Source organism: Bacillus pretiosus (assembly GCF_052947655.1).
In genome coordinates this window covers 4,276,639-4,295,657 of sequence record NZ_CM129593.1, presented here as the reverse complement: position 1 = coordinate 4,295,657, position 19,019 = coordinate 4,276,639, and the positions used below count along the sequence as shown (strand labels likewise).

Annotated in this window: 19 protein-coding genes and 1 pseudogene; 13 read left to right on the top strand and 7 right to left on the bottom strand. The window is 37.2% G+C overall.

The features are described 5' to 3' along the window. Positions 1 to 107: 107 nt before the first annotated feature. From ACU8YW_RS22110 to ACU8YW_RS22100, 3 genes are all read right to left on the bottom strand, one after another. A complete protein-coding gene (locus tag ACU8YW_RS22110) occupies positions 108 to 755 on the bottom strand; it encodes an MOSC domain-containing protein (protein ID WP_149213784.1) in 648 nt (215 codons plus the stop codon). Between the two features lie 83 nt (positions 756 to 838). After that, on the bottom strand, positions 839 to 1,381 hold the full coding sequence (locus ACU8YW_RS22105) for a transcription repressor NadR (RefSeq protein ID WP_000812272.1): 543 nt from the start codon (positions 1,379 to 1,381) through the stop codon (positions 839 to 841). After that, positions 1,381 to 2,523: an IscS subfamily cysteine desulfurase gene (locus ACU8YW_RS22100; RefSeq protein WP_088064471.1), complete on the bottom strand. Its 1,143-nt coding sequence runs from the start codon at positions 2,521 to 2,523 to the stop codon at positions 1,381 to 1,383. The genes ACU8YW_RS22105 and ACU8YW_RS22100 overlap by 1 nt, the downstream gene beginning before the upstream one ends. Positions 2,524 to 2,675: 152 nt before the next feature. Here ACU8YW_RS22100 and nadB point away from each other — a divergent pair, with 152 nt between their 5' ends. From nadB to ACU8YW_RS22075, 5 genes and pseudogenes are all read left to right on the top strand, one after another. Next, positions 2,676 to 4,205 (top strand): L-aspartate oxidase, encoded by a 1,530-nt coding sequence (gene nadB, locus ACU8YW_RS22095; RefSeq protein ID WP_088064470.1) that lies wholly within the window; start codon positions 2,676 to 2,678, stop codon positions 4,203 to 4,205. Between the two features lie 19 nt (positions 4,206 to 4,224). Then, positions 4,225 to 5,058, top strand: a complete 834-nt coding sequence (nadC, locus tag ACU8YW_RS22090) for a carboxylating nicotinate-nucleotide diphosphorylase (RefSeq protein ID WP_088064469.1) — start codon at positions 4,225 to 4,227, stop codon at positions 5,056 to 5,058. Between the two features lie 30 nt (positions 5,059 to 5,088). Next, positions 5,089 to 6,195 carry a quinolinate synthase NadA gene (gene nadA, locus ACU8YW_RS22085; protein ID WP_426934073.1) on the top strand — a complete coding sequence of 369 codons (1,107 nt, stop codon included), beginning with the start codon at positions 5,089 to 5,091 and terminating at the stop codon, positions 6,193 to 6,195. Positions 6,196 to 6,421: 226 nt separating this feature from the next. Continuing rightward, positions 6,422 to 6,578: pseudogene (gene safA, locus ACU8YW_RS22080) on the top strand (SafA/ExsA family spore coat assembly protein); the annotation flags it as partial. A 2,026-nt stretch (positions 6,579 to 8,604) separates the two neighbouring features. Further along, positions 8,605 to 9,252 (top strand): YhcN/YlaJ family sporulation lipoprotein, encoded by a 648-nt coding sequence (locus ACU8YW_RS22075; RefSeq protein ID WP_001093539.1) that lies wholly within the window; start codon positions 8,605 to 8,607, stop codon positions 9,250 to 9,252. A 33-nt stretch (positions 9,253 to 9,285) separates the two neighbouring features. Here ACU8YW_RS22075 and ACU8YW_RS22070 read toward each other — a convergent pair whose 3' ends face one another. Then, complete coding sequence (locus ACU8YW_RS22070) at positions 9,286 to 9,729, bottom strand: branched-chain amino acid ABC transporter substrate-binding protein (RefSeq protein WP_097889246.1); 444 nt, start codon at positions 9,727 to 9,729, stop codon at positions 9,286 to 9,288. A gap of 433 nt (positions 9,730 to 10,162) precedes the next feature. Between ACU8YW_RS22070 and ACU8YW_RS22065 the strand changes: the two genes are divergently transcribed. Continuing rightward, entirely contained in the window at positions 10,163 to 10,693 is a 531-nt protein-coding gene (locus ACU8YW_RS22065; protein ID WP_087985316.1) for a BofC C-terminal domain-containing protein, read from the top strand. A 10-nt stretch (positions 10,694 to 10,703) separates the two neighbouring features. Here ACU8YW_RS22065 and ACU8YW_RS22060 read toward each other — a convergent pair whose 3' ends face one another. Further along, positions 10,704 to 11,648 carry an iron-hydroxamate ABC transporter substrate-binding protein gene (locus tag ACU8YW_RS22060; protein ID WP_262720053.1) on the bottom strand — a complete coding sequence of 315 codons (945 nt, stop codon included), beginning with the start codon at positions 11,646 to 11,648 and terminating at the stop codon, positions 10,704 to 10,706. 188 nt (positions 11,649 to 11,836) lie between these two features. Between ACU8YW_RS22060 and ruvA the strand changes: the two genes are divergently transcribed. The 6 genes from ruvA to yajC are packed head-to-tail and all read left to right on the top strand — an operon-like array spanning position 11,837 to position 16,170. Further along, on the top strand, positions 11,837 to 12,454 hold the full coding sequence (gene ruvA / locus ACU8YW_RS22055) for a Holliday junction DNA helicase RuvA (RefSeq protein ID WP_088064464.1): 618 nt from the start codon (positions 11,837 to 11,839) through the stop codon (positions 12,452 to 12,454). Between the two features lie 5 nt (positions 12,455 to 12,459). Further along, positions 12,460 to 13,461: a Holliday junction branch migration DNA helicase RuvB gene (ruvB, locus tag ACU8YW_RS22050; protein WP_088064463.1), complete on the top strand. Its 1,002-nt coding sequence runs from the start codon at positions 12,460 to 12,462 to the stop codon at positions 13,459 to 13,461. Next, positions 13,458 to 13,658 carry a DUF2905 domain-containing protein gene (locus ACU8YW_RS22045; RefSeq protein WP_000138162.1) on the top strand — a complete coding sequence of 67 codons (201 nt, stop codon included), beginning with the start codon at positions 13,458 to 13,460 and terminating at the stop codon, positions 13,656 to 13,658. The genes ruvB and ACU8YW_RS22045 overlap by 4 nt, the downstream gene beginning before the upstream one ends. Positions 13,659 to 13,677: 19 nt before the next feature. Then, complete coding sequence (gene queA / locus ACU8YW_RS22040; RefSeq protein ID WP_048541404.1) at positions 13,678 to 14,730, top strand: tRNA preQ1(34) S-adenosylmethionine ribosyltransferase-isomerase QueA; 1,053 nt, start codon at positions 13,678 to 13,680, stop codon at positions 14,728 to 14,730. Between the two features lie 12 nt (positions 14,731 to 14,742). After that, positions 14,743 to 15,882, top strand: coding sequence for a tRNA guanosine(34) transglycosylase Tgt (gene tgt, locus ACU8YW_RS22035; protein WP_000125362.1), 1,140 nt, complete (start codon positions 14,743 to 14,745; stop codon positions 15,880 to 15,882). Between the two features lie 27 nt (positions 15,883 to 15,909). Then, entirely contained in the window at positions 15,910 to 16,170 is a 261-nt protein-coding gene (yajC, locus tag ACU8YW_RS22030; protein WP_001068064.1) for a preprotein translocase subunit YajC, read from the top strand. Between the two features lie 36 nt (positions 16,171 to 16,206). Here yajC and ACU8YW_RS22025 read toward each other — a convergent pair whose 3' ends face one another. After that, entirely contained in the window at positions 16,207 to 16,590 is a 384-nt protein-coding gene (locus ACU8YW_RS22025; protein WP_000349129.1) for a TIGR04086 family membrane protein, read from the bottom strand. A gap of 103 nt (positions 16,591 to 16,693) precedes the next feature. On the opposite strand from ACU8YW_RS22025, the gene ACU8YW_RS22020 reads away from it, so the two are divergent. Further along, positions 16,694 to 17,341, top strand: a complete 648-nt coding sequence (locus ACU8YW_RS22020; RefSeq protein WP_000455380.1) for a DUF421 domain-containing protein — start codon at positions 16,694 to 16,696, stop codon at positions 17,339 to 17,341. Positions 17,342 to 17,370: 29 nt separating this feature from the next. Here ACU8YW_RS22020 and spoVB read toward each other — a convergent pair whose 3' ends face one another. Beyond that, entirely contained in the window at positions 17,371 to 18,930 is a 1,560-nt protein-coding gene (gene spoVB / locus ACU8YW_RS22015; protein ID WP_446894000.1) for a stage V sporulation protein B, read from the bottom strand. Positions 18,931 to 19,019 lie beyond the last annotated feature (89 nt).

Sequence of the window (19,019 nt, the reverse complement as noted above, 5' to 3'; positions counted from 1 at the left end):
GTGGATGAACTGTCGATATTTCCCTTCTAATTGCTGGTATAATTTCATCGGATAATACATTTTGTGATAGATAAATAGAATCCCACCTATAAATGGTGGGATTCTATTTATTTTAACTTCGCAAGACGATCCTCTAACTGACCACGCCAAATATCGGCTAGTTCTGGAACAGCAAGAATCTTTTCGATGCCATCTTTATCTTTTCTATTATGAAAATAAATTTCGTTAGAGAACAAGACAGAAACATTGCTCGGTTGACGTTCTAGTAATGTAATTTTTGAATCTTTACGTACGTTCCCTTCTTGAAGAACACGGCATAGGTAACCAGTAAATCCAGTTGCTACAATGCGCGGCAGTATGCCAGGAATACCAAGGCGTTTTGAAATTGTGCTACAAGGTACTCTCGCTTGTGTCACTTGAATGATTGCTTCACCTAGTTGATATGTATCTCCGATGCAAACATCACGCTCTAACATATTTGTTACGGTAATGTTTTCGCCAAATGTGGAAGCTGGAAGCGTAGTTTGAAATTCTTCTTCCCATAGTGCGTAATGTTCGTGTGGGTACACACAAACTGCGCGGTCAGGTCCCCCGTGGTGTTTTAAATCCGCTACATCATCACCACGAAATCCATCTTTTGAGAGAAAAGCTTCTTCTGCAAGTTCTTTACATATACCAGTAATTATTTCTTTATCTTCGCTATATTTCATTTGTTTTGGTTTGCCAATGCTAAAGTGAACGAGTTCAATTCCCATGTTTGAGCCCCTTTACAATTGATTACAATATTATATCACTAAAAAAGCACAGAGAATGATAAAAACTCTGTGCTTTACATGAATTAATAAACGAGAAATCCTGCTTTATCTAGTGCCTCGCAAGCAGCGTCTAATTTCTCTTTCGAATCTGCCTCAATTGTATGTAAGTGAATACCATCTGTTAGTTGCGAAAGATAGGAAGCATTCGTGTTTTCAATTTTTTGTAAATATTGCTCTACATCAAAGCGATTACTTACCATGATGGACGCTGTTAAGTCACCGTATACAGGATGCTCAACTTTTACATCTTTAATCGTAACACCGTGGTCAACAAGCATTGTAAGTTCTTGACGTACTTCCGCTGGTTTATGTTGGCATACAATTACGCGTTCGAAAGCTTGTTGTTTCTCTTGTGGTTTTAAATATAAATACCCTTGAGCAGTCGCAATAATTGGTTCGTTTCGTGCTTTAAGCAAGGAAATATCTTGCACGATAACTTGTCTACTTACATTTGTCTTTTTCGATAGTTCATTCCCAGATAACGGTTCGTTTGCAGCGAGAAGCCACTGAAGGATAAGTTGTCGTCTTTCTTCACCTAAAATCTTTTTTTGTTCATTTTGTTTCATTATGATTTAACACCTCTATAAAATTGATTTCCAATTGTGTGTAGTGCATGAATAGTAGTATCAATTTGATCTTTCGTTGTTTGTTGTCCGAAAGAGAAGCGAACATATTGTTTTGCCTCTTCATACGTTTTTCCAATTGCAAGCATTGTTTTCGAAGGTTCTTGTTTACCGACTTGGCAAGCACTTCCAGTGGAGATGGCAATACCATGGCGATTACATTCTAGCATTGTATATTGACCTTCTATTCCTTTTATTGTAACCCCAACAATATGTGGTAAACAAGAAGTAGAATGACCTTCTACTTGAATTTCTAGAGGAAGCGCTTGTAAATGTCTTAAAAAGTAGGATCGTAACTCTTTAAAACGTAAGCTCTCTTCTTGTTGATTTTTTAATATATTCTCAGCAGCTGTTAAAAAAGATGCGATGCCAGGAACGTTTACTGTACCTGGGCGAAATCCTTTTTCATGAGAAGTTCCTGGAAATATTTGTGCCCAGCGAACTTGGGGATTTATATAGCAAGCGCCAACACCCTTTGGTCCGTATATTTTATGTGCTGAAACAGAGAGACTATCAATTCCCATCTCAAAAACATTGATAGGAAGTTTACCAAATGTTTGTACACAATCTGAATGAAATAAAACGTTATATTTTTTTAAAAGTGCCCCGATCTCTGTGATGTTTTGAACGGTTCCGATTTCAGAGTTTCCATGCTGTATGCTTGCTAGAACAGTATTTTCTGTAATGGCTGTTTCTAAATCATCTAAATGAATTAGCCCACCTTCATCAACAGGAATTTCAGTAATTGTATACCCTTCTGATTGTAAGGATTGAAAATAACTTCGAATGGATGCATGTTCCATAGGTGTTGTAATAATGTGCTTTTTATTTCGAGCATTGAGAAGGGATTGAATCGCAAGGTAGTTGGATTCCGAGCCACCGCTTGTGAAGAATACCCCTTGTTCCTTTCCGCCAATCATTTCAGCAAATGTTTTTCGGCAAACTTGTAATAAAGAAGAGGCTGTTCCTCCAATATCATGTAAACTTTGTTCATTTCCGAAGTATTGCGATGCTGCTTTCATATATGTGTGTAATGCTTCTTCACTCATAGGTGTAGTAGCTGCATAGTCAAGATATATCATCATGTAAGTTCCTCTCCCTAGTAAGAGTTACATTTCTTGTATTTTTTAAATGGTAGTGAAAATAAGAATTATAAAAAAACTCTTGTCATTATTTTAAAACTATGTAAATATAGGTGTCAAGACAGTTGAAAAGTGTAAAGTAGGAGGCAACAATTATGCCAAGTGCAGATGTCTTAATTATTGGAAGTGGCGTTGCGGCACTTCGTGTTGCGAAAGAGATTTGTCACGAAAAGAATGTGATTATTATCACAAAGGAAACAAATCGTAATAATAATACATATTTAGCGCAAGGTGGAATTGCCGCAGCAGTTGCAACATATGACAATCCAAATGATCATTTTGAAGATACGTTAGTAGCAGGATGTCATTATAACAATGAAGATGTGGTCCGTTATTTAGTCGAGGAAGGACCGAAAGAAATGAATAATCTCATTGAAAATGGAATGAAATTTGATGGAGATGAAACGGGTCCTCATCTTGGAAAAGAAGGCGCACATCGAAAGCGTCGTATTTTACATGCAGGTGGCGATGCAACAGGAAAGAATTTATTAGAGCATTTCATTCAAGAAGTAGCTCCGCACGTTACGGTAGTGGAACAGGAAATGGTGCTCGATTTTATTATAGAAAATGATAAATGTGTTGGAGTTTTAACAAGAACTAGTGAAGGGAAGTTGAAGCGTTACGTTGCAGATTATACGGTGTTAGCAACAGGTGGGATTGGCGGTTTATACGCCTTTACTTCTAACGATAAGACAATTACGGGTGATGGACTTGCGATGGTGTACCGCGCAGGCGGGGAGCTCGTAGATTTAGAGTTTGTACAGTTTCATCCAACAATGTTATACGCGAACGGGCGATGCTGCGGCCTCGTCTCTGAAGCTGTCCGTGGTGAAGGAGCTGTCCTTATGAATGGAAAAGGGCAGCGTTTTATGATGAATATACACCCTGATCACGATCTCGCACCACGTGATGTAGTAGCAAGAGCGATTCATGAGCAGCTTTTGGCGGGTGAACAAGTGTATTTGAATATCGAGTCTATTCAAAATTTCGAAGGACGTTTTCCGACTGTATCATCATTGTGTGAAAAGAATGGTGTCGATATAAATGAAAAACGCATTCCAGTCGTACCCGGTGCTCATTTTCATATGGGCGGCGTGAAAACGAACTGTGATGGGGAGACGTCCATTCCAAATTTATATGCGGTCGGTGAAGTAGCTTGTAATGGTGTTCATGGAGCAAATAGATTAGCAAGTAATTCATTATTAGAAGGTCTTGTGTTTGGAAAAAGAATAGGACAACATATTTTAACGAAAGCGACAAAAGAAAGCTGGAACAACGTGGCTGGGAAGGAAAAGAAGTTTATCGTTCTGAATCATTTGCCGGCGAAAGAAGAAATACAAGAATGCATGATGAAATATGTTGGGATTGTGCGAACAGAGAAAAGTTTATCTTATGCAAAGAGATGGCTTAGTAAGTACGGTGTTCGAAATATGATATTACAACATGATGCTCTTACAAATGAAGAGATAACGCTTATTAATATGTTAACAGCCTGTGAGCTTATAGTCGTGTCAGCTTTGCAAAGAGAAGAAAGTATTGGTGGCCATTATCGAAGTGACTATCCAGATAGAAATAGCGTAAAAAAAGAGATCGTTCGAGTGAAAAGAAAACTACAACTTGTGTGATGAAGGGAAGAGGGGCTCTATGAACACGATAAAAGTGAAAGAAGCATTAAATCGATTTTTTCTAGAAGATATAGGAGAAAGAGATGTAACATCTCAGCTTATTTTTCCAGACAATTTACTTTCAAAAGGAACGTTTCTTGCGAAGGATACAGGTGTCTTTGCGGGGCGTTTAGTAATTGAAGAAGGATTTAAATTAATTGATGAAAAAATTGAAGTGGAGCTTCATAAAAAAGATGGAGATCTTGTAGAAAAGGGCGAAATAATAGCAACTGCGCAAGGACCAATTGCTTCGTTATTGACGGCAGAGCGCGTTATATTAAACGTTATCCAGCGTATGAGCGGGATAGCTACGATGACACATAAAGCTGTTCTTGCTTTAGATAGCGGCCATACACGTATTTGCGATACGCGAAAAACGATGCCAGGGCTACGCATGTTTGATAAGTATGCAGTCGTGTGCGGAGGCGGATTTAATCACCGTTTCGGTTTATATGACGGTGTCATGATTAAAGACAATCATATTACTTTTGCTGGTTCTATTACGAAAGCTGTTACATCGGTGAAAGAAAAATTAGGACATATGGTGAAAGTAGAAGTGGAAACAGAAACGGAGGAGCAAGTGAGAGAGGCTGTAGCTGCTGGTGCAGATATTATTATGTTTGATAACCGTACGCCAGATGAGATCCGGGAGTTTTCAAAGATTGTACCAAGTGCCATCGTTACGGAAGCATCAGGAGGCATTACAATTGAAGATTTATCGAAATATGGAAAAACAGGGGTCGATTATATTTCACTTGGAGCGTTAACACATTCAGTGAAAGCACTTGATATTAGTTTCAATATTGAGGCGTAAGGAAAGTGGCTTAGAGGGGGAGAAAGGAATATGCGTATTTTAGAAAAAGTGCAACCGATTGAAACGATGTTACCAGAGCGTTATTACACGATGACAACAGAAGAAATGGAAAAGCGTGTTCGTGAAATTAAAGAAAAAATGGGGAAAACACTATTTATTCCAGGACATCATTACCAAAAAGATGAAGTGGTACAATTTTCTGATGCAGCAGGAGATTCACTTCAGCTTGCACAAGTTGCAGCGAGCAATAAAGAAGCGAAATATATTGTATTTTGCGGTGTACACTTTATGGCAGAAACAGCAGATATGTTAACGACAGATGATCAAATCGTTATTTTGCCAGATATGCGTGCAGGTTGTTCGATGGCAGATATGGCAGATATTGAACAAACAGAAAGGGCATGGAAAGAGCTCGCAAAATTATTTGGAGATACGATGATTCCGTTAACATATGTTAACTCTACAGCTGCAATTAAAGCGTTTTGTGGTCGTAATGGCGGAGCAACAGTAACTTCTTCTAATGCAAAACAAATGGTGTCTTGGGCGTTTACACAAAAAGAGCGTCTTGTCTTTTTACCGGATCAACATTTAGGAAGAAATACAGCTTACGATTTAGGTATCCCATTAGATAAAATGGCAGTATGGGACCCACATACAGATTCATTAGAGTACGATGGAGATATAGAAGAAATTCAAGTGATTTTATGGAAAGGGCATTGTTCGGTTCATCAAAACTTTACAGTGAAAAACATTGAGAACGTACGGAAAAATCATCCGGATATGAATATTATTGTACATCCAGAATGTTGCTATGAGGTCGTTGATGCTTCGGATTACGCAGGATCAACGAAATATATTATTGATATGATTGAAGCAGCGCCACCTGGAAGTAAATGGGCAATTGGTACAGAGATGAATTTAGTGAACCGAATTATTCAGCAACATCCAGATAAAGAGATTGTTTCACTTAATCCATTTATGTGTCCGTGTTTAACGATGAATCGAATTGATCTGCCGCACTTATTATGGGTGCTTGAAACGGTAGAAAGAGGAGAAGAAATTAACGTTATTAGCGTAGATAAACAAGTGACTGAAGAAGCGGTTCTTGCATTAAATCGTATGTTAGAGCGTGTGTAAAGCAACGGTATTTCTGTTGCTTTTTTTCATGCATATAATCATAACAAGAACAAAATGGGCATACATTGTTTTGAAGAAATCATTGTGATTTTCTTATGCTTATTCCACTTCTAATGATATTGAAAATCGAAGAAGTGATACAAGTGAAAAGAAGTTAGCGTTATTTAGAAAGGGTTACTTCATGAGATTTGTTACTTATAGATAAGTTATACAGGAGGGGGAAAATTTGAAAATTCATATCGTGCAAAAAGGGGATACCCTTTGGAAAATTGCGAAAAAGTACGGAGTAGATTTTGATACGTTGAAAAATACAAATACACAACTTAGTAATCCAGATTTAATCATGCCAGGTATGAAAATTAAAGTACCATCAAACAGCGTTCACGTGAAACAACATGCTGGAGCAGGTTCATCACCTCCAAAACAATACGTAAAAGAAGTACAACAAAAAGAATTTGCAGCAACGCCAACTCCGCTTGGAATAGAGGATGAGGAAGAAGTTACGTATCAATCAGCGCCGATTACACAGCAACCTGCTATGCAACAAACACAAAAAGAAGTGCAAGTAAAACCACAGAAGGAAGTGCAAGTAAAACCACAGAAGGAAATGCAAGTGAAACCACAGAAGGAAATGCAAGTGAAACCACAAAAAGAGGTACAGGTAAAACCACAGAAGGAAATGCAAGTGAAACCGCAAAAAGAAGTGCAGGTAAAGCCACAAAAAGAGGTGCAAAAAGAAAAGCCAATTCAAATAGAAAAACCAGTTGAAAAACCGTCTGTTATTCAAAAACCAACTGTTATAGAAAAACAAAAACCAGCAGAAAAAGAAAACACAAAGTTTTCGGTAAATGTATTACCACAGCCGCCGCAACCACCAATAAAAGCAAAAAAAGAATATAAAATTTCAGATGTAATTAAAAAAGGAAGTGAGTTAATTGCTCCTCAAATTACTAAAATGAAACCTAATAACATCATTTCTCCGCAAACGAAAAAAGATAATATCGTGTCACCGCAAGTAAAGAAAGAAAATGTAGGAAATATCGTGTCACCACAAGTAAAGAAAGAAAACATAGGAAATATCGTGTCACCGCAAGTAAAGAAAGAAAACATAGGAAATATCGTGTCACCGCAAGTAAAGAAAGAAAATATAGGAAATATCGTGTCACCGCAAGTAAAGAAAGAAAATGTAGGAAATATCGTGTCACCGCAAGTAAAGAAAGAAAATGTAGGAAATATCGTGTCACCGCAAGTGAAGAAAGAAAATGTAGGGAATATCGTGTCACCAAATGTAACGAAAGAGAATGTAGTTATTCCACAAGTAATACCGCCAAATATTCAAATGCCAAACATCATGCCAATGTTGGATAATAATCAACCACCAAATATAATGCCAATCATGGATAATAACCCAATACCAAACATCATGCCGATCATGGATAACAATCAAATGCCGAATATGATGCCAATCATGGATAACAACCAAATGCCAAATATGATGCCAATCATGGATAATAATCAAATGCCGAATATGATGCCGATAATGGATAACAATCAAATGCCAAATATGATGCCGATAATGGATAACAATCAAATGCCAAATATGATGCCAATCATGGATAACAATCAAATGCCAAATATGATGCCAATCATGGATAACAATCAAATGCCAAATATGATGCCAATCATGGATAACAATCAAATGCCAAATATGATGCCAATCATGGATAACAATCAAATGCCAAACATGATGCCAATCATGGATAACAATCAAATGCCAAATATGATGCCAATCATGGATAACAATCAAATGCCGAATATGATGCCGATAATGGATAATAATCAACCACCGAATATGATGCCATATCAAATACCATACCAACAGCCTATGATGCCGCCAAATCCGTATTATCAACAACAAAATCCATATCAAATGCCATATCAGCAAGGGGCACCGTTTGGACCGCAATATACGTCTATGCCAAATCTAAATATGATGCCAATGGATAATAATATGCCACCGCTCGTGCAAGGAGAGGAAGATTGTGGATGCGGAGGAGAGAGTAGGCTATATAGTCCGCAACCTGGAGGACCACAATACGCGAATCCTTTATATTATCAACCAACTCAATCGGCATATGCGCCACAGCCAGGAACGATGTATTATCAACCAGATCCACCAAATGTATTTGGGGAGCCGGTTTCAGAAGAAGAGGACGAAGAGGAAGTTTAAAAAAGGCGGGATTATTCCCGCCTTTTTTGTATGTAGAGTCGTTCTGAAAATGGAAGATTTACATCAAATGTTAGAAAATCCCCAGTGAAATATTAACAGTGTAAAAACCTTCTCTGTTACTCATCATAAGAGGGAGCTTTTCAGAAGAGAAGTTCATTCTAACAGAGGGGGTTTTTGTATTGAATACGAAAGTAAAAGTGATTGCTGCTTCTTTGTTAGTTACCAGTGCATTAGCTGCATGTGGTACACCAAAAGATAACAATGCAATGGATGGACGTAACTACAACTATAAGCATACATCTTATAATGATACACACCAGTATCGTGATAATGTAGCGCGTAATGATCGCTATACAGATTATGTAACATATAGAAATGGTCGTAACGATACAGGATATAACAATTATTACCGCGATGTAAATTACAACGGACAAATTGCTAATCCGCATCCAACTCGTAATATTACAATGAACAATTCATACATTAACAATGATGGTAAAACAGCTGAAAGAATAACGAATCGTGTGAAACGTATGAATAACGTAGACCGCGTGTCTACAGTTGTATATGGAAACGATGTAGCGATTGCAGTAAAACCACGTAATACAGTGACAAATGAAACGGCGATGGCGAACGAAATTCGTCAAGCGGTTTCAAATGAAGTTGGAAACAGAAACGTATATGTTTCTGTAAGAAATGATATGTTTACTCGTGTCGATGCAATGAGTACACGCCTACGTAATGGTACAGTTACAAACGATTTTAATCGTGATATAGGGAATATGTTCCGAGACATTCGTTACGGTTTAACTGGTACTATGCGATAGCAAAACAAAAGAGGAAGGGGTAGCCCTTCCTCTTTATTCATCGTTGTCGTGTAAACGACGTTTTTTAATGAAATAACTAATGGAATAAGAAATTAAAAAGCATATAAAGAAAATACTACCTGTTAGAATAGCCTCAAAGAGAGGTCTTTCTGGACTGAAAATGATATAAATAATGGCTATAATAGTTCCTGCAATAAGAGAGCGTAAAATAATTTTGTAATAAGGAGTTAACTTTATATCCTTTTCGCCTTCTTCTACATCGATAGAAACGCTTAACTGTAAATAACTAAGTACGATACTTGTAAGGATAAATAATAACCATAATGGAGATTTCGTAGCTTGATCCATTCCTTCAGTGAATCCGATATATCCTAAAATGCCAATTATACCAAGCGATTGAAAAAGAAAGGCAATACGTATGTTTTTTAATGTTTTCAGAATGAGACGTTCATCCTTTATTTTTTTCACAATATCCATCTCCTGTTTATTATGATTTCGCTATTATATTAATTGTAACATATATATTGCATTTATCAATTTATAATTTACACGAAGTTCGTTTGAGTAAAAGAGGAAATAAAATATTTTTATAAACATGTTGCACTTATACTTTATTAATGTTATATTAGCAAAGCGATGAGCTAATTTACGTAAGACGAGAGATATGCTTAAGTGCTAAACACGCGAATGTGGTCGCCTGGTCTCTCGCCGTAAACGCATCAAGACGCCTGCTTTGCAGGCGTCTTTCATTTTATATAAAAACAAATGCTAATGCAGATAAAGATAAAACTTTATCTGCATTTTTTTATTTTCGAGAGAAATGTAATATGGTCATTTATATGGATAAAACCTCCATTTCCGGAAAAACTACTAATGAAAGTTTGATCTTGCCTAAAAGAGGTGAACGGAAATGAAATGGATACTGATTACGATGCAAGCTTTCGTTATGATGTTTTGTTTCGTTTATGAAACGAATGTGAAGGCGGAAGGGCCAGTACCAGAAGTAACAGAAAAAGAGCCTGAAGTTACAATTTTATTAGAGCGAATGTATGTTGATGGAGAAGTAAGTGAGGAAATCTTTACAGAAAAAGTAGCGGACTTAGAAAAGTTTTTACAGCAGTATAAAGAATGGCAGCTCGTTGATCGTGATGATGTACAAATTGTATTACAAAAGAAAGTTGATGATATTTCTCCGTTATTAAAGACGAGCGGTTATTTTGGTGTGTCAGAGGAAGGAATATTACAAATTTTCAAAGGTGTACCGAAAAGTGATAATGCGATTCATTCCTTCTTTCAAATTGATATGAAAAAGCTTGAGAGCTATGAGCGTGCGAAGTTGAAGCGTGGTATTCGTATTAAATCAAAAGAAGGTTTTGTGAAGACGATTGAAAAAATGAAGCAATACGCAGTGCAAAATAAGAAAAAAAGCAGCTCATGGTGAGCTGCTTTTTTTACTTGTTTTTATCTAAAATTTGTTTTGCGATTTCATCAATTAGCATATCTTTTCCGATTGGATTGAAAGCTTTCGTATTGAAGATTTCATTTGATACTTCATATACGTGATTGTTTTTAACTGCTTTATTGTCTTTCCAAACGGCACTGTTTTTGTAGTCTTCGTAAACTTTATCAGCTTCGCCGCCAAAGTTTACAATAAACATTTGATCAGGTTGGAATGCAACAAGACCTTCTAACGATACTTGTGCCATCGTTTGTTTTAAATCTGTACCTTTTGTTGCTGGAAGTTTTAAGTCATTAAAGATGATGTCACCGTATCCGAAGCTACCGTATACACGGAAGTTTTGTGGTGTAACTGCGACGAACATAAAGTTCTCATCTTTTGTTTTTTCTTTAATTTTTTTAGAAAAAGAGTCTGCTTTTTTATCGTAGTCTGCAATCCATTTGTCTGCTTTCTTTTCTTCGTCAAATAGTTTACCTACTTCTTTAAACTTACCGCGCCAGTCTTCTAAGTTTGTTTCTAAAACAACTGTTGGTGCAACCTTTTCTAATTGATCATAGATCTTCAATTGACGATTATTTAAAATAATTAAGTCTGGTTTTAATGCAGTAACAGCTTCTAGATCAACTTTAGGTGCCCAGTACCACCCTACTGCTTTTACTCCGTCTAATTTTTCTGTTAAATGATTTTGGATTTTATCTTTATATGTGTTTGCTGTACCAACAGGTTTGTGTCCAAGAAGTAATAATTCTTCTGTTGATCCAGACAGGTCAACAATTCTCTTTGGATTTACTGGAATTGTAGCCTCCCCTTTAGTGTGTTTTACAACTTTTGTTTTCAGTTGTTCTTTCGCTTTCGATTCTTCTTTTTGAGAAGAACAGCCAACGATAGAAAGAACAACTAGCATAATAGTAAATAAAATAAATAGCTTCTGTTTCATCCTGATGTAACCCCTTTAATTAATATTGATAATCATTATCGGCTTCTGTATATTAAGGTGCTTCATACTTTCTGTCAATGGAAAATAACAGAAGTTTCAAATAGGGAACATTTGTTGGGGTAGTCTCGCTTTTCTATCATTAAATATGTTAAAATGGAATACATGATTTAAGAGGGAGAGATCGTATTTTGTTTGAATATGTTACAGGTTACGTGGAGTATGTAGGACCGGAATATGTCGTAATTGACCATAATGGAATTGGTTATCAAATTTTCACACCAAATCCGTATGTATTTCAAAGAAATAAGCAAGAAATCCGTGTCTATACATATCATTATGTGAGAGAAGATATTATGGCACTTTACGGGTTTAAAACACGTGAAGAGCGTTTATTATTTACAAAGTTGTTAGGTGTGTCTGGTATTGGACCAAAAGGCGCTCTTGCAATTTTAGCGTCTGGTCAAACAGGACAGGTCGTTCAAGCGATTGAACACGAAGACGAGAAGTTTTTAGTGAAGTTCCCGGGCGTCGGAAAGAAAACAGCACGCCAAATGATTTTAGATTTAAAAGGAAAACTAGCTGATGTCGTGCCAGATGCATTTGTTGATTTATTCTCAGACACAGAACGTTTTGATGAGAAGAAAGGTTCATCAGTTGAGCTTGATGAGGCGCTGGAAGCTCTGCGCGCACTTGGATACGCAGAACGAGAAGTTTCTCGCGTTGTACCAGAGTTATTAAAAGAATCATTAACGACGGATCAGTATATTAAAAAGGCACTTAGTCTTTTACTAAATGGTAAGAGGTGAGTATAATGGACGAACGTCTCCTTTCAGGGGAATCTGCATATGAAGATTCGGATTTAGAATATTCATTACGGCCACAGACGCTCCGTCAGTATATTGGCCAAGATAAAGCGAAACATAATTTAGAAGTGTTTATTGAAGCAGCGAAAATGCGTGAAGAAACGTTAGATCATGTGCTTCTATATGGACCACCAGGACTTGGTAAAACGACGCTTGCCAATATTATTGCCAATGAAATGTGCGTAAATGTTAGAACAACTTCAGGTCCAGCAATTGAAAGGCCGGGAGATTTAGCAGCTGTATTAACAGCACTTCAGCCGGGTGATGTATTATTTATTGATGAAATTCATCGTTTGCATAGGTCAATTGAAGAAGTGTTATATCCTGCGATGGAAGATTTTTGCCTTGATATCGTAATTGGAAAAGGGCCATCAGCACGGTCTGTACGTTTAGATTTACCGCCATTTACATTAGTTGGAGCAACGACCCGTGCGGGGGCATTATCAGCGCCGCTTCGTGACCGTTTCGGTGTACTTTCAAGATTAGAGTATTACACAGTAGATCAGCTTTCTGAGATTGTTGAACGTACAGCAGAAGTATTCGAAGTTGAAATTGATTCGTTAGCCGCACTAGAAATTGCAAGACGTGCTCGTGGTACACCTCGTATTGCGAATCGTTTATTACGACGTGTACGAGATTTCGCACAAGTTCGTGGTAACGGAACGGTTACGATGGAAATTACACAAATGGCGTTAGAACTACTGCAAGTAGATAAATTAGGTCTAGATCATATCGATCATAAATTACTGCTTGGTATTATTGAGAAATTCCGTGGTGGCCCAGTCGGGTTAGAAACGGTTTCGGCAACGATTGGAGAAGAATCTCATACGATTGAAGATGTATATGAGCCATATTTATTACAAATTGGCTTTTTACAACGAACGCCAAGAGGCCGAATCGTAACGCCGCTTGCATATGAGCATTTCGGAATGGAGATGCCAAAAGTATGACGGAGATGCCAAAGCTGCTTATTACAGCTGGTATTTTGCTCATTGTTGTTGGATTAGCTTGGAAGTTCATAGGAAGGCTTCCAGGCGATATTTTTGTGAAAAAAGGTAACGTTACCTTTTATTTTCCTATCATTACATGTATTGTGTTAAGTATTGTATTATCTTTTATTATGTATATAATAAATCGATTTAAATAAGAAATAGGTGGATATAGTTATGGATATTAATCTGTTTGATTTTCATTTACCAGAAGAACTTATTGCACAAATCCCATTAGAAGATCGTGAAACATCAAGATTAATGGTGTTAGATCGTGAAACGGGCGATATTGAGCATAAACATTTTACAGACATTCTTTCTTACTTACATGAGGGGGATTGCTTAGTTTTAAATGAAACGAAAGTTATGCCTGCTCGTTTGCACGGTGTGAAAGAAGATACAGGCGCGCACATTGAAGTACTTCTTCTAAAACAAGAAGAAGGCGATAAGTGGGAAACGCTTGTTAAGCCAGCGAAACGTGTAAAAGAAGGAACTGTTATCTCTTTTGGCGAAGGGAAATTAAAAGCAACTTGCATAGGAACTGCAGATCAAGGTGGACGTCATCTTGAATTTTCATATGACGGCATCTTCTATGAAATTTTAGATGAACTTGGGGAAATGCCACTTCCTCCATATATTAAAGAGACGCTAGAAGATCGCGATCGCTATCAAACAGTATATGCGAAAGAAATCGGTTCAGCAGCAGCGCCGACTGCGGGACTTCACTTTACAGAAGAGTTACTGGAGAAGTTAAAACAAAAAGGCGTCGGGTTAGCTTTCATTACACTTCACGTAGGACTTGGAACATTTAGACCAGTTTCTGCAGATACGATTGAAGAACACCATATGCACGCAGAATATTACCATATGTCTGAAGAGACAGCTGCGTTATTAAATCGCGTGAAAGAGAATGGTGGACGTATTATTACGGTAGGTACGACTTCAACTCGTACGTTAGAAACAATTGCGACAGATCATAACGGTAAGCTTTGTGCTGCTTCTGGATGGACAGACATTTTTATGTACCCAGGTTATGAATTTAAAGCAATTGATGGTTTAATTACAAACTTCCATTTACCGAAATCAACATTAATCATGCTTGTAAGTGCATTTGCAAATAGAGATAATGTACTTCATGCTTATAATGAAGCAGTAAAAGAAAAATATCGTTTCTTTAGCTTCGGTGATGCAATGTTCGTTGCATCTCACGCTAAAATGGGAAACAAATAAAAGGAGTAAATTATGACAGCAATTCGTTATGAATTTATTAAAACTTGTAAACAAACAGGTGCCCGTTTAGGACGTGTACATACGCCGCACGGTTCATTTGATACACCAACATTTATGCCAGTTGGTACACTTGCAACAGTTAAGACAATGTCACCAGAAGAATTAAAAGCAATGGATTCTGGCATTATTTTAAGTAATACGTATCATTTATGGCTACGCCCAGGTCACGAAATTATTCGTGAAGCAGGTGGTTTACATAAATTTATGAACTGGGATCGTGCGATCTTAACGGACTCTGGTGGTTTCCAAGTATTCAGTTTAAGTGACTTCCGTCGTATTGAAGAGGAAGGCGTTCACTTCCGTAACCACTTAAATGGAGATAAATTATTCTTATCACCAGAAAAAGCGATGGAAATTCAAAATGCATTAGGATCGGATATTATGATGGCATTTGATGAGTGTCCACCTTTCCCGGCTACTTTTGAATATATGAAGAAATCTGTAGAACGTACAAGCCGCTGGGCAGAACGTTGTTTAAAAGCGCATGAACGTCCACAAGATCAAGGTTTATTCGGTATTGTACAAGGCGGAGAGTTCGAAGAGCTTCGTCGTCAAAGTGCAAAAGACCTTGTTTCAATGGACTTCCCTGGTTACGCTGTAGGTGGTTTATCTGTAGGTGAACCGAAAGATATTATGAACCGTGTACTTGAGTTTACAACACCACTTCTTCCAGATAATAAGCCACGTTACTTAATGGGAGTAGGTTCTCCTGACTCGTTAATCGATGGTGCAATTCGTGGTATTGATATGTTTGACTGCGTACTTCCAACTCGTATCGCTCGAAATGGTACATGTATGACAAGTGAAGGCCGTCTAGTTGTAAAAAATGCGAAATTTGCAAGAGACTTCGGTCCGCTTGATCCAAATTGTGATTGCTATACATGTAAAAATTACTCTCGTGCGTACATTCGTCACTTAATGAAATGTGATGAAACGTTTGGAATTCGTTTAACGTCTTATCACAACCTTCATTTTCTGTTAAACTTAATGGAGCAGGTGAGACAAGCTATTCGTGAAGACCGTCTTGGCGATTTCCGCGAAGAATTCTTTGAACAGTATGGCTTTAATAAACCGAATGCTAAAAACTTCTAATACATAATTTAAAAGGAGGAACAAAAGATGAATCCAGGTATGATGAATATCGTTATGATCGTTGCGATGTTTGCGATTTTCTATTTCTTATTAATTCGCCCGCAACAAAAGCGTCAAAAAGCAGTTGCTCAAATGCAAAATGAGTTAGCAAAAGGTGATGCTATCGTAACAATCGGTGGTTTACACGGTACAATCGAATCAGTAGATGAGACGAAAATCGTTATTAAATCTGGTGGTTCACACTTAACTTTCGATCGTAATGCGATTCGTGAAGTTGTGAAAAACTAATGAGAAAGGCCCTGCATGAAATGTGCAGGGCCTTTTTTAGTTGTTTTGTTTTGACATATTTACCCCGAAAATACCACCGAGTGTACTCGCGCCCATTAATGCTAATTGATAAAGTAACTGGGAGTTCGATAAAGTTTGAGAGAAGCCTAAATAGTTAACTAGAAAAACAAGTATAGCGAATGTAAGACCTGTTGTGAAACCTACTAGCCAACCTTTCCCTTGTGCTTTTTTGCCGGCAGTAAATCCGGATATAAGCATAGATAAAAGAGCTAGTATAAAAATAGTAACGGCTAATGTCTCTTCAGTCATATCTGTAAACTTTAATAAAAGAGCCATAACCATGCTAATAATTGATGCAAAAATTAATAAGGTAATGATACCAAAGCCGATTGCGGTTGATAATTTTTTCGTTCCATCCATTTATACATTCCCCCTTTTTAATACAAGCATATTTTCTTTTTGCCCAAGTTAGACTAGTTTATTTTTTATAGGGGAGTCTATACGTAAAAAAGGAGATGTAGAAATGGAATGGGTATCAATCATTGGCCGGACGATGCTTTTGTATATCATCATATTAATTATTTTTCGTCTTATGGGTAAACGTGAAATTGGAGAGTTAAGTGTATTAGATTTAGTCGTATTCATTATGCTTGGGGAAATGGCTGTAGTCGCAATTGAAAATACCGATAAATCACTTTGGCACCAATTAGTTCCGATGACTTTTCTTATGTGTATACAGATTATTCTGTCAGTCATTTCATTAAAGTTTCAACGATTTCGGCATTTAATAGAAGGTGAGCCGGCTATTCTTGTAAATGCGGGGAAAATTGATGAAAAGAAGATGAGAAAGCAGCGTTATAATATAGATGATTTATTGATGCAATTAAGGGAGCAAGGAGTTGGAGATATCCGAGATGTAGAATACGCTATTTTAGAACCATCTGGGAAGTTATCTGTCTTTCAAAAACAAAAAGGTAAACAGGATACATTGCAGTTTACTCTTCCTCTTATTATTGATGGAGAAATTCAATTGAATCATTTACAAATGATTGAACATACAGACGAATGGCTCATTGGAAAATTAAAAAACTTAGGTTATAACGATATCACACAAATTTTATACTGCAGCTTTCAAAACGGACAATTTTTTGTTGATTTGAAAGAAAACTAGAGGCTTACTATATGAAATAGTAAGCCCGTTTACTTCAAAAATGAAAGTTTTCGAATGATTGGAAGTCGACTCAACTCTTCTTTTCGAATGAGTTTGAAAGTGAAGAGGAGGATAATATAAACGATTGTTGTTAAAGTGATTTCCCATAATGTTTGTACGCCGAGTGAATGAGAGAAAATTATATATTTATGAAGGTAAAAACCGAAAGCGCCTGCAATACCGATAGCAAGTCCGCCGAAAATGTAGTCTTTTGCGTAAATGGTAAATGTAATTTTCTTTAAAACAGTAGCGTAATGAAGGAATGTTACCGTCACTATATTTGCTGCAATTGCAAGGGCAACCCCCATCATTTGAAAATCTGGCCTTGAAGCTAGTACAAAAATAACGATTAATTTCACGATGGCGCCAATAAATGTATTCATCATTGCAGCTCTTGCTAAGTTTAAAGCTTGTAAAACAGAGGTAAGTGGACTTTGAAAGTAATGAAATAAAAAGCAAGGTGCAAGAAGCTGGATAAACGCTGTTGCACTATCCGATCCATACATAAGAGTTAAAATAGGAGAAGCGAATACGTATAATATAACGACTGACCACCCACCAGTAATTAATGAGATCCGAAGAGCTTGTTGGAGGCGGTGTTCCACTAATTTATGCTGTCTTTTAGCCATCGCTTCACTAATAGATGGAACGAGTGCTGTAGAAAGAGCGTATGTAATAAAGGCTGGCAGTGATAGAAGTGGGAATGCATAACCGTTTAATATACCGTATTGCTGGGTTGCGACAGAGGCAGCAACTCCGGCAATCGCTAAGCTTTGCATAACAACGATAGGTTCAAAAAAATATGAAACGGAACCGATTAAACGACTTCCTGTAGTTGGAAGGGCAATATCCATAAGAGAATAAAATGTACCCTTGCTCTCCTTTACAGTAGTGAAAAATCCAGAGCGTATAGATAAATGTTTTTCGCGCTGGAATAAAGTGAGTAAAAATAATAACGATGCAACTTCACCGAGAACGGCTGATAACATAGCGCCAGCTGCAGCATATTCTACACCGTAAGGTAAAAATAACTGAATGCATATAGCGATAATTGTAATGCGGACAACTTGTTCTATAACTTGAGCATAAGCGCTAGGTTTCATATTTTGTTTCCCTTGGAAATAACCGCGTAAAACAGAAGAAACAGCAATAACAGGAACGACAGGTAAAATGGCCATTATTGGATAGTACGTTCGTTCATCAGTTAATAATGTTTTTGCTAAAATAGGTGTGAGGAGCATAATTCCAATTGTTAAAATGATACTAATAACGGATGTAACAGCTAATGATACTGTTAATATTTTTTTAACTCTTTGTTTATCGTTCACAGCTTCCGCTTCTGCTACAAATTTTGCGATTGCGACAGGAAGGCCGATTTGTGTTAATGTAATTGCTAGAATGAATGTAGGAACGGCCATCATATAAAGGCCAACACCTTCTTCCCCTAAAATACGTGCCATTACAATCCGGTTAATAAATCCAAGGATTTTGGTAATAAATCCGGCTATCATTAAAATAAATGCGCCTTTTAAAAAGCTTTGTCTCGTCATGGTCTTCTCCTACCTTCTCAAAATCAGTGGAATGATTTACAATAATTTATATGCACGTATGAGACAAGAATGACAAGCATTTAAGAGAG

Bases quoted from the DNA above. Each gene is read 5' to 3' on its own strand.
- ACU8YW_RS22060 (WP_262720053.1), bottom strand. From the start codon at position 11,648: ATGAAACAGAAGCTATTTATTTTATTTACTATTATGCTAGTTGTTCTT.
- nadC (WP_088064469.1), top strand. From the start codon at position 4,225: ATGAACACGATAAAAGTGAAAGAAGCATTAAATCGATTTTTTCTAGAA.
- ACU8YW_RS22105 (WP_000812272.1), bottom strand. From the start codon at position 1,381: ATGAAACAAAATGAACAAAAAAAGATTTTAGGTGAAGAAAGACGACAA.
- ACU8YW_RS22045 (WP_000138162.1), top strand. From the start codon at position 13,458: ATGACGGAGATGCCAAAGCTGCTTATTACAGCTGGTATTTTGCTCATT.
- ACU8YW_RS22065 (WP_087985316.1), top strand. From the start codon at position 10,163: ATGAAATGGATACTGATTACGATGCAAGCTTTCGTTATGATGTTTTGT.
- nadA (WP_426934073.1), top strand. From the start codon at position 5,089: ATGCGTATTTTAGAAAAAGTGCAACCGATTGAAACGATGTTACCAGAG.
- ruvB (WP_088064463.1), top strand. From the start codon at position 12,460: ATGGACGAACGTCTCCTTTCAGGGGAATCTGCATATGAAGATTCGGAT.
- yajC (WP_001068064.1), top strand. From the start codon at position 15,910: ATGAATCCAGGTATGATGAATATCGTTATGATCGTTGCGATGTTTGCG.
- ACU8YW_RS22020 (WP_000455380.1), top strand. From the start codon at position 16,694: ATGGAATGGGTATCAATCATTGGCCGGACGATGCTTTTGTATATCATC.
- nadB (WP_088064470.1), top strand. From the start codon at position 2,676: ATGCCAAGTGCAGATGTCTTAATTATTGGAAGTGGCGTTGCGGCACTT.
- ACU8YW_RS22100 (WP_088064471.1), bottom strand. From the start codon at position 2,523: ATGATGATATATCTTGACTATGCAGCTACTACACCTATGAGTGAAGAA.
- ACU8YW_RS22110 (WP_149213784.1), bottom strand. From the start codon at position 755: ATGGGAATTGAACTCGTTCACTTTAGCATTGGCAAACCAAAACAAATG.
- ACU8YW_RS22025 (WP_000349129.1), bottom strand. From the start codon at position 16,590: ATGGATGGAACGAAAAAATTATCAACCGCAATCGGCTTTGGTATCATT.
- tgt (WP_000125362.1), top strand. From the start codon at position 14,743: ATGACAGCAATTCGTTATGAATTTATTAAAACTTGTAAACAAACAGGT.
- ACU8YW_RS22070 (WP_097889246.1), bottom strand. From the start codon at position 9,729: ATGGATATTGTGAAAAAAATAAAGGATGAACGTCTCATTCTGAAAACA.
- spoVB (WP_446894000.1), bottom strand. From the start codon at position 18,930: ATGACGAGACAAAGCTTTTTAAAAGGCGCATTTATTTTAATGATAGCC.
- queA (WP_048541404.1), top strand. From the start codon at position 13,678: ATGGATATTAATCTGTTTGATTTTCATTTACCAGAAGAACTTATTGCA.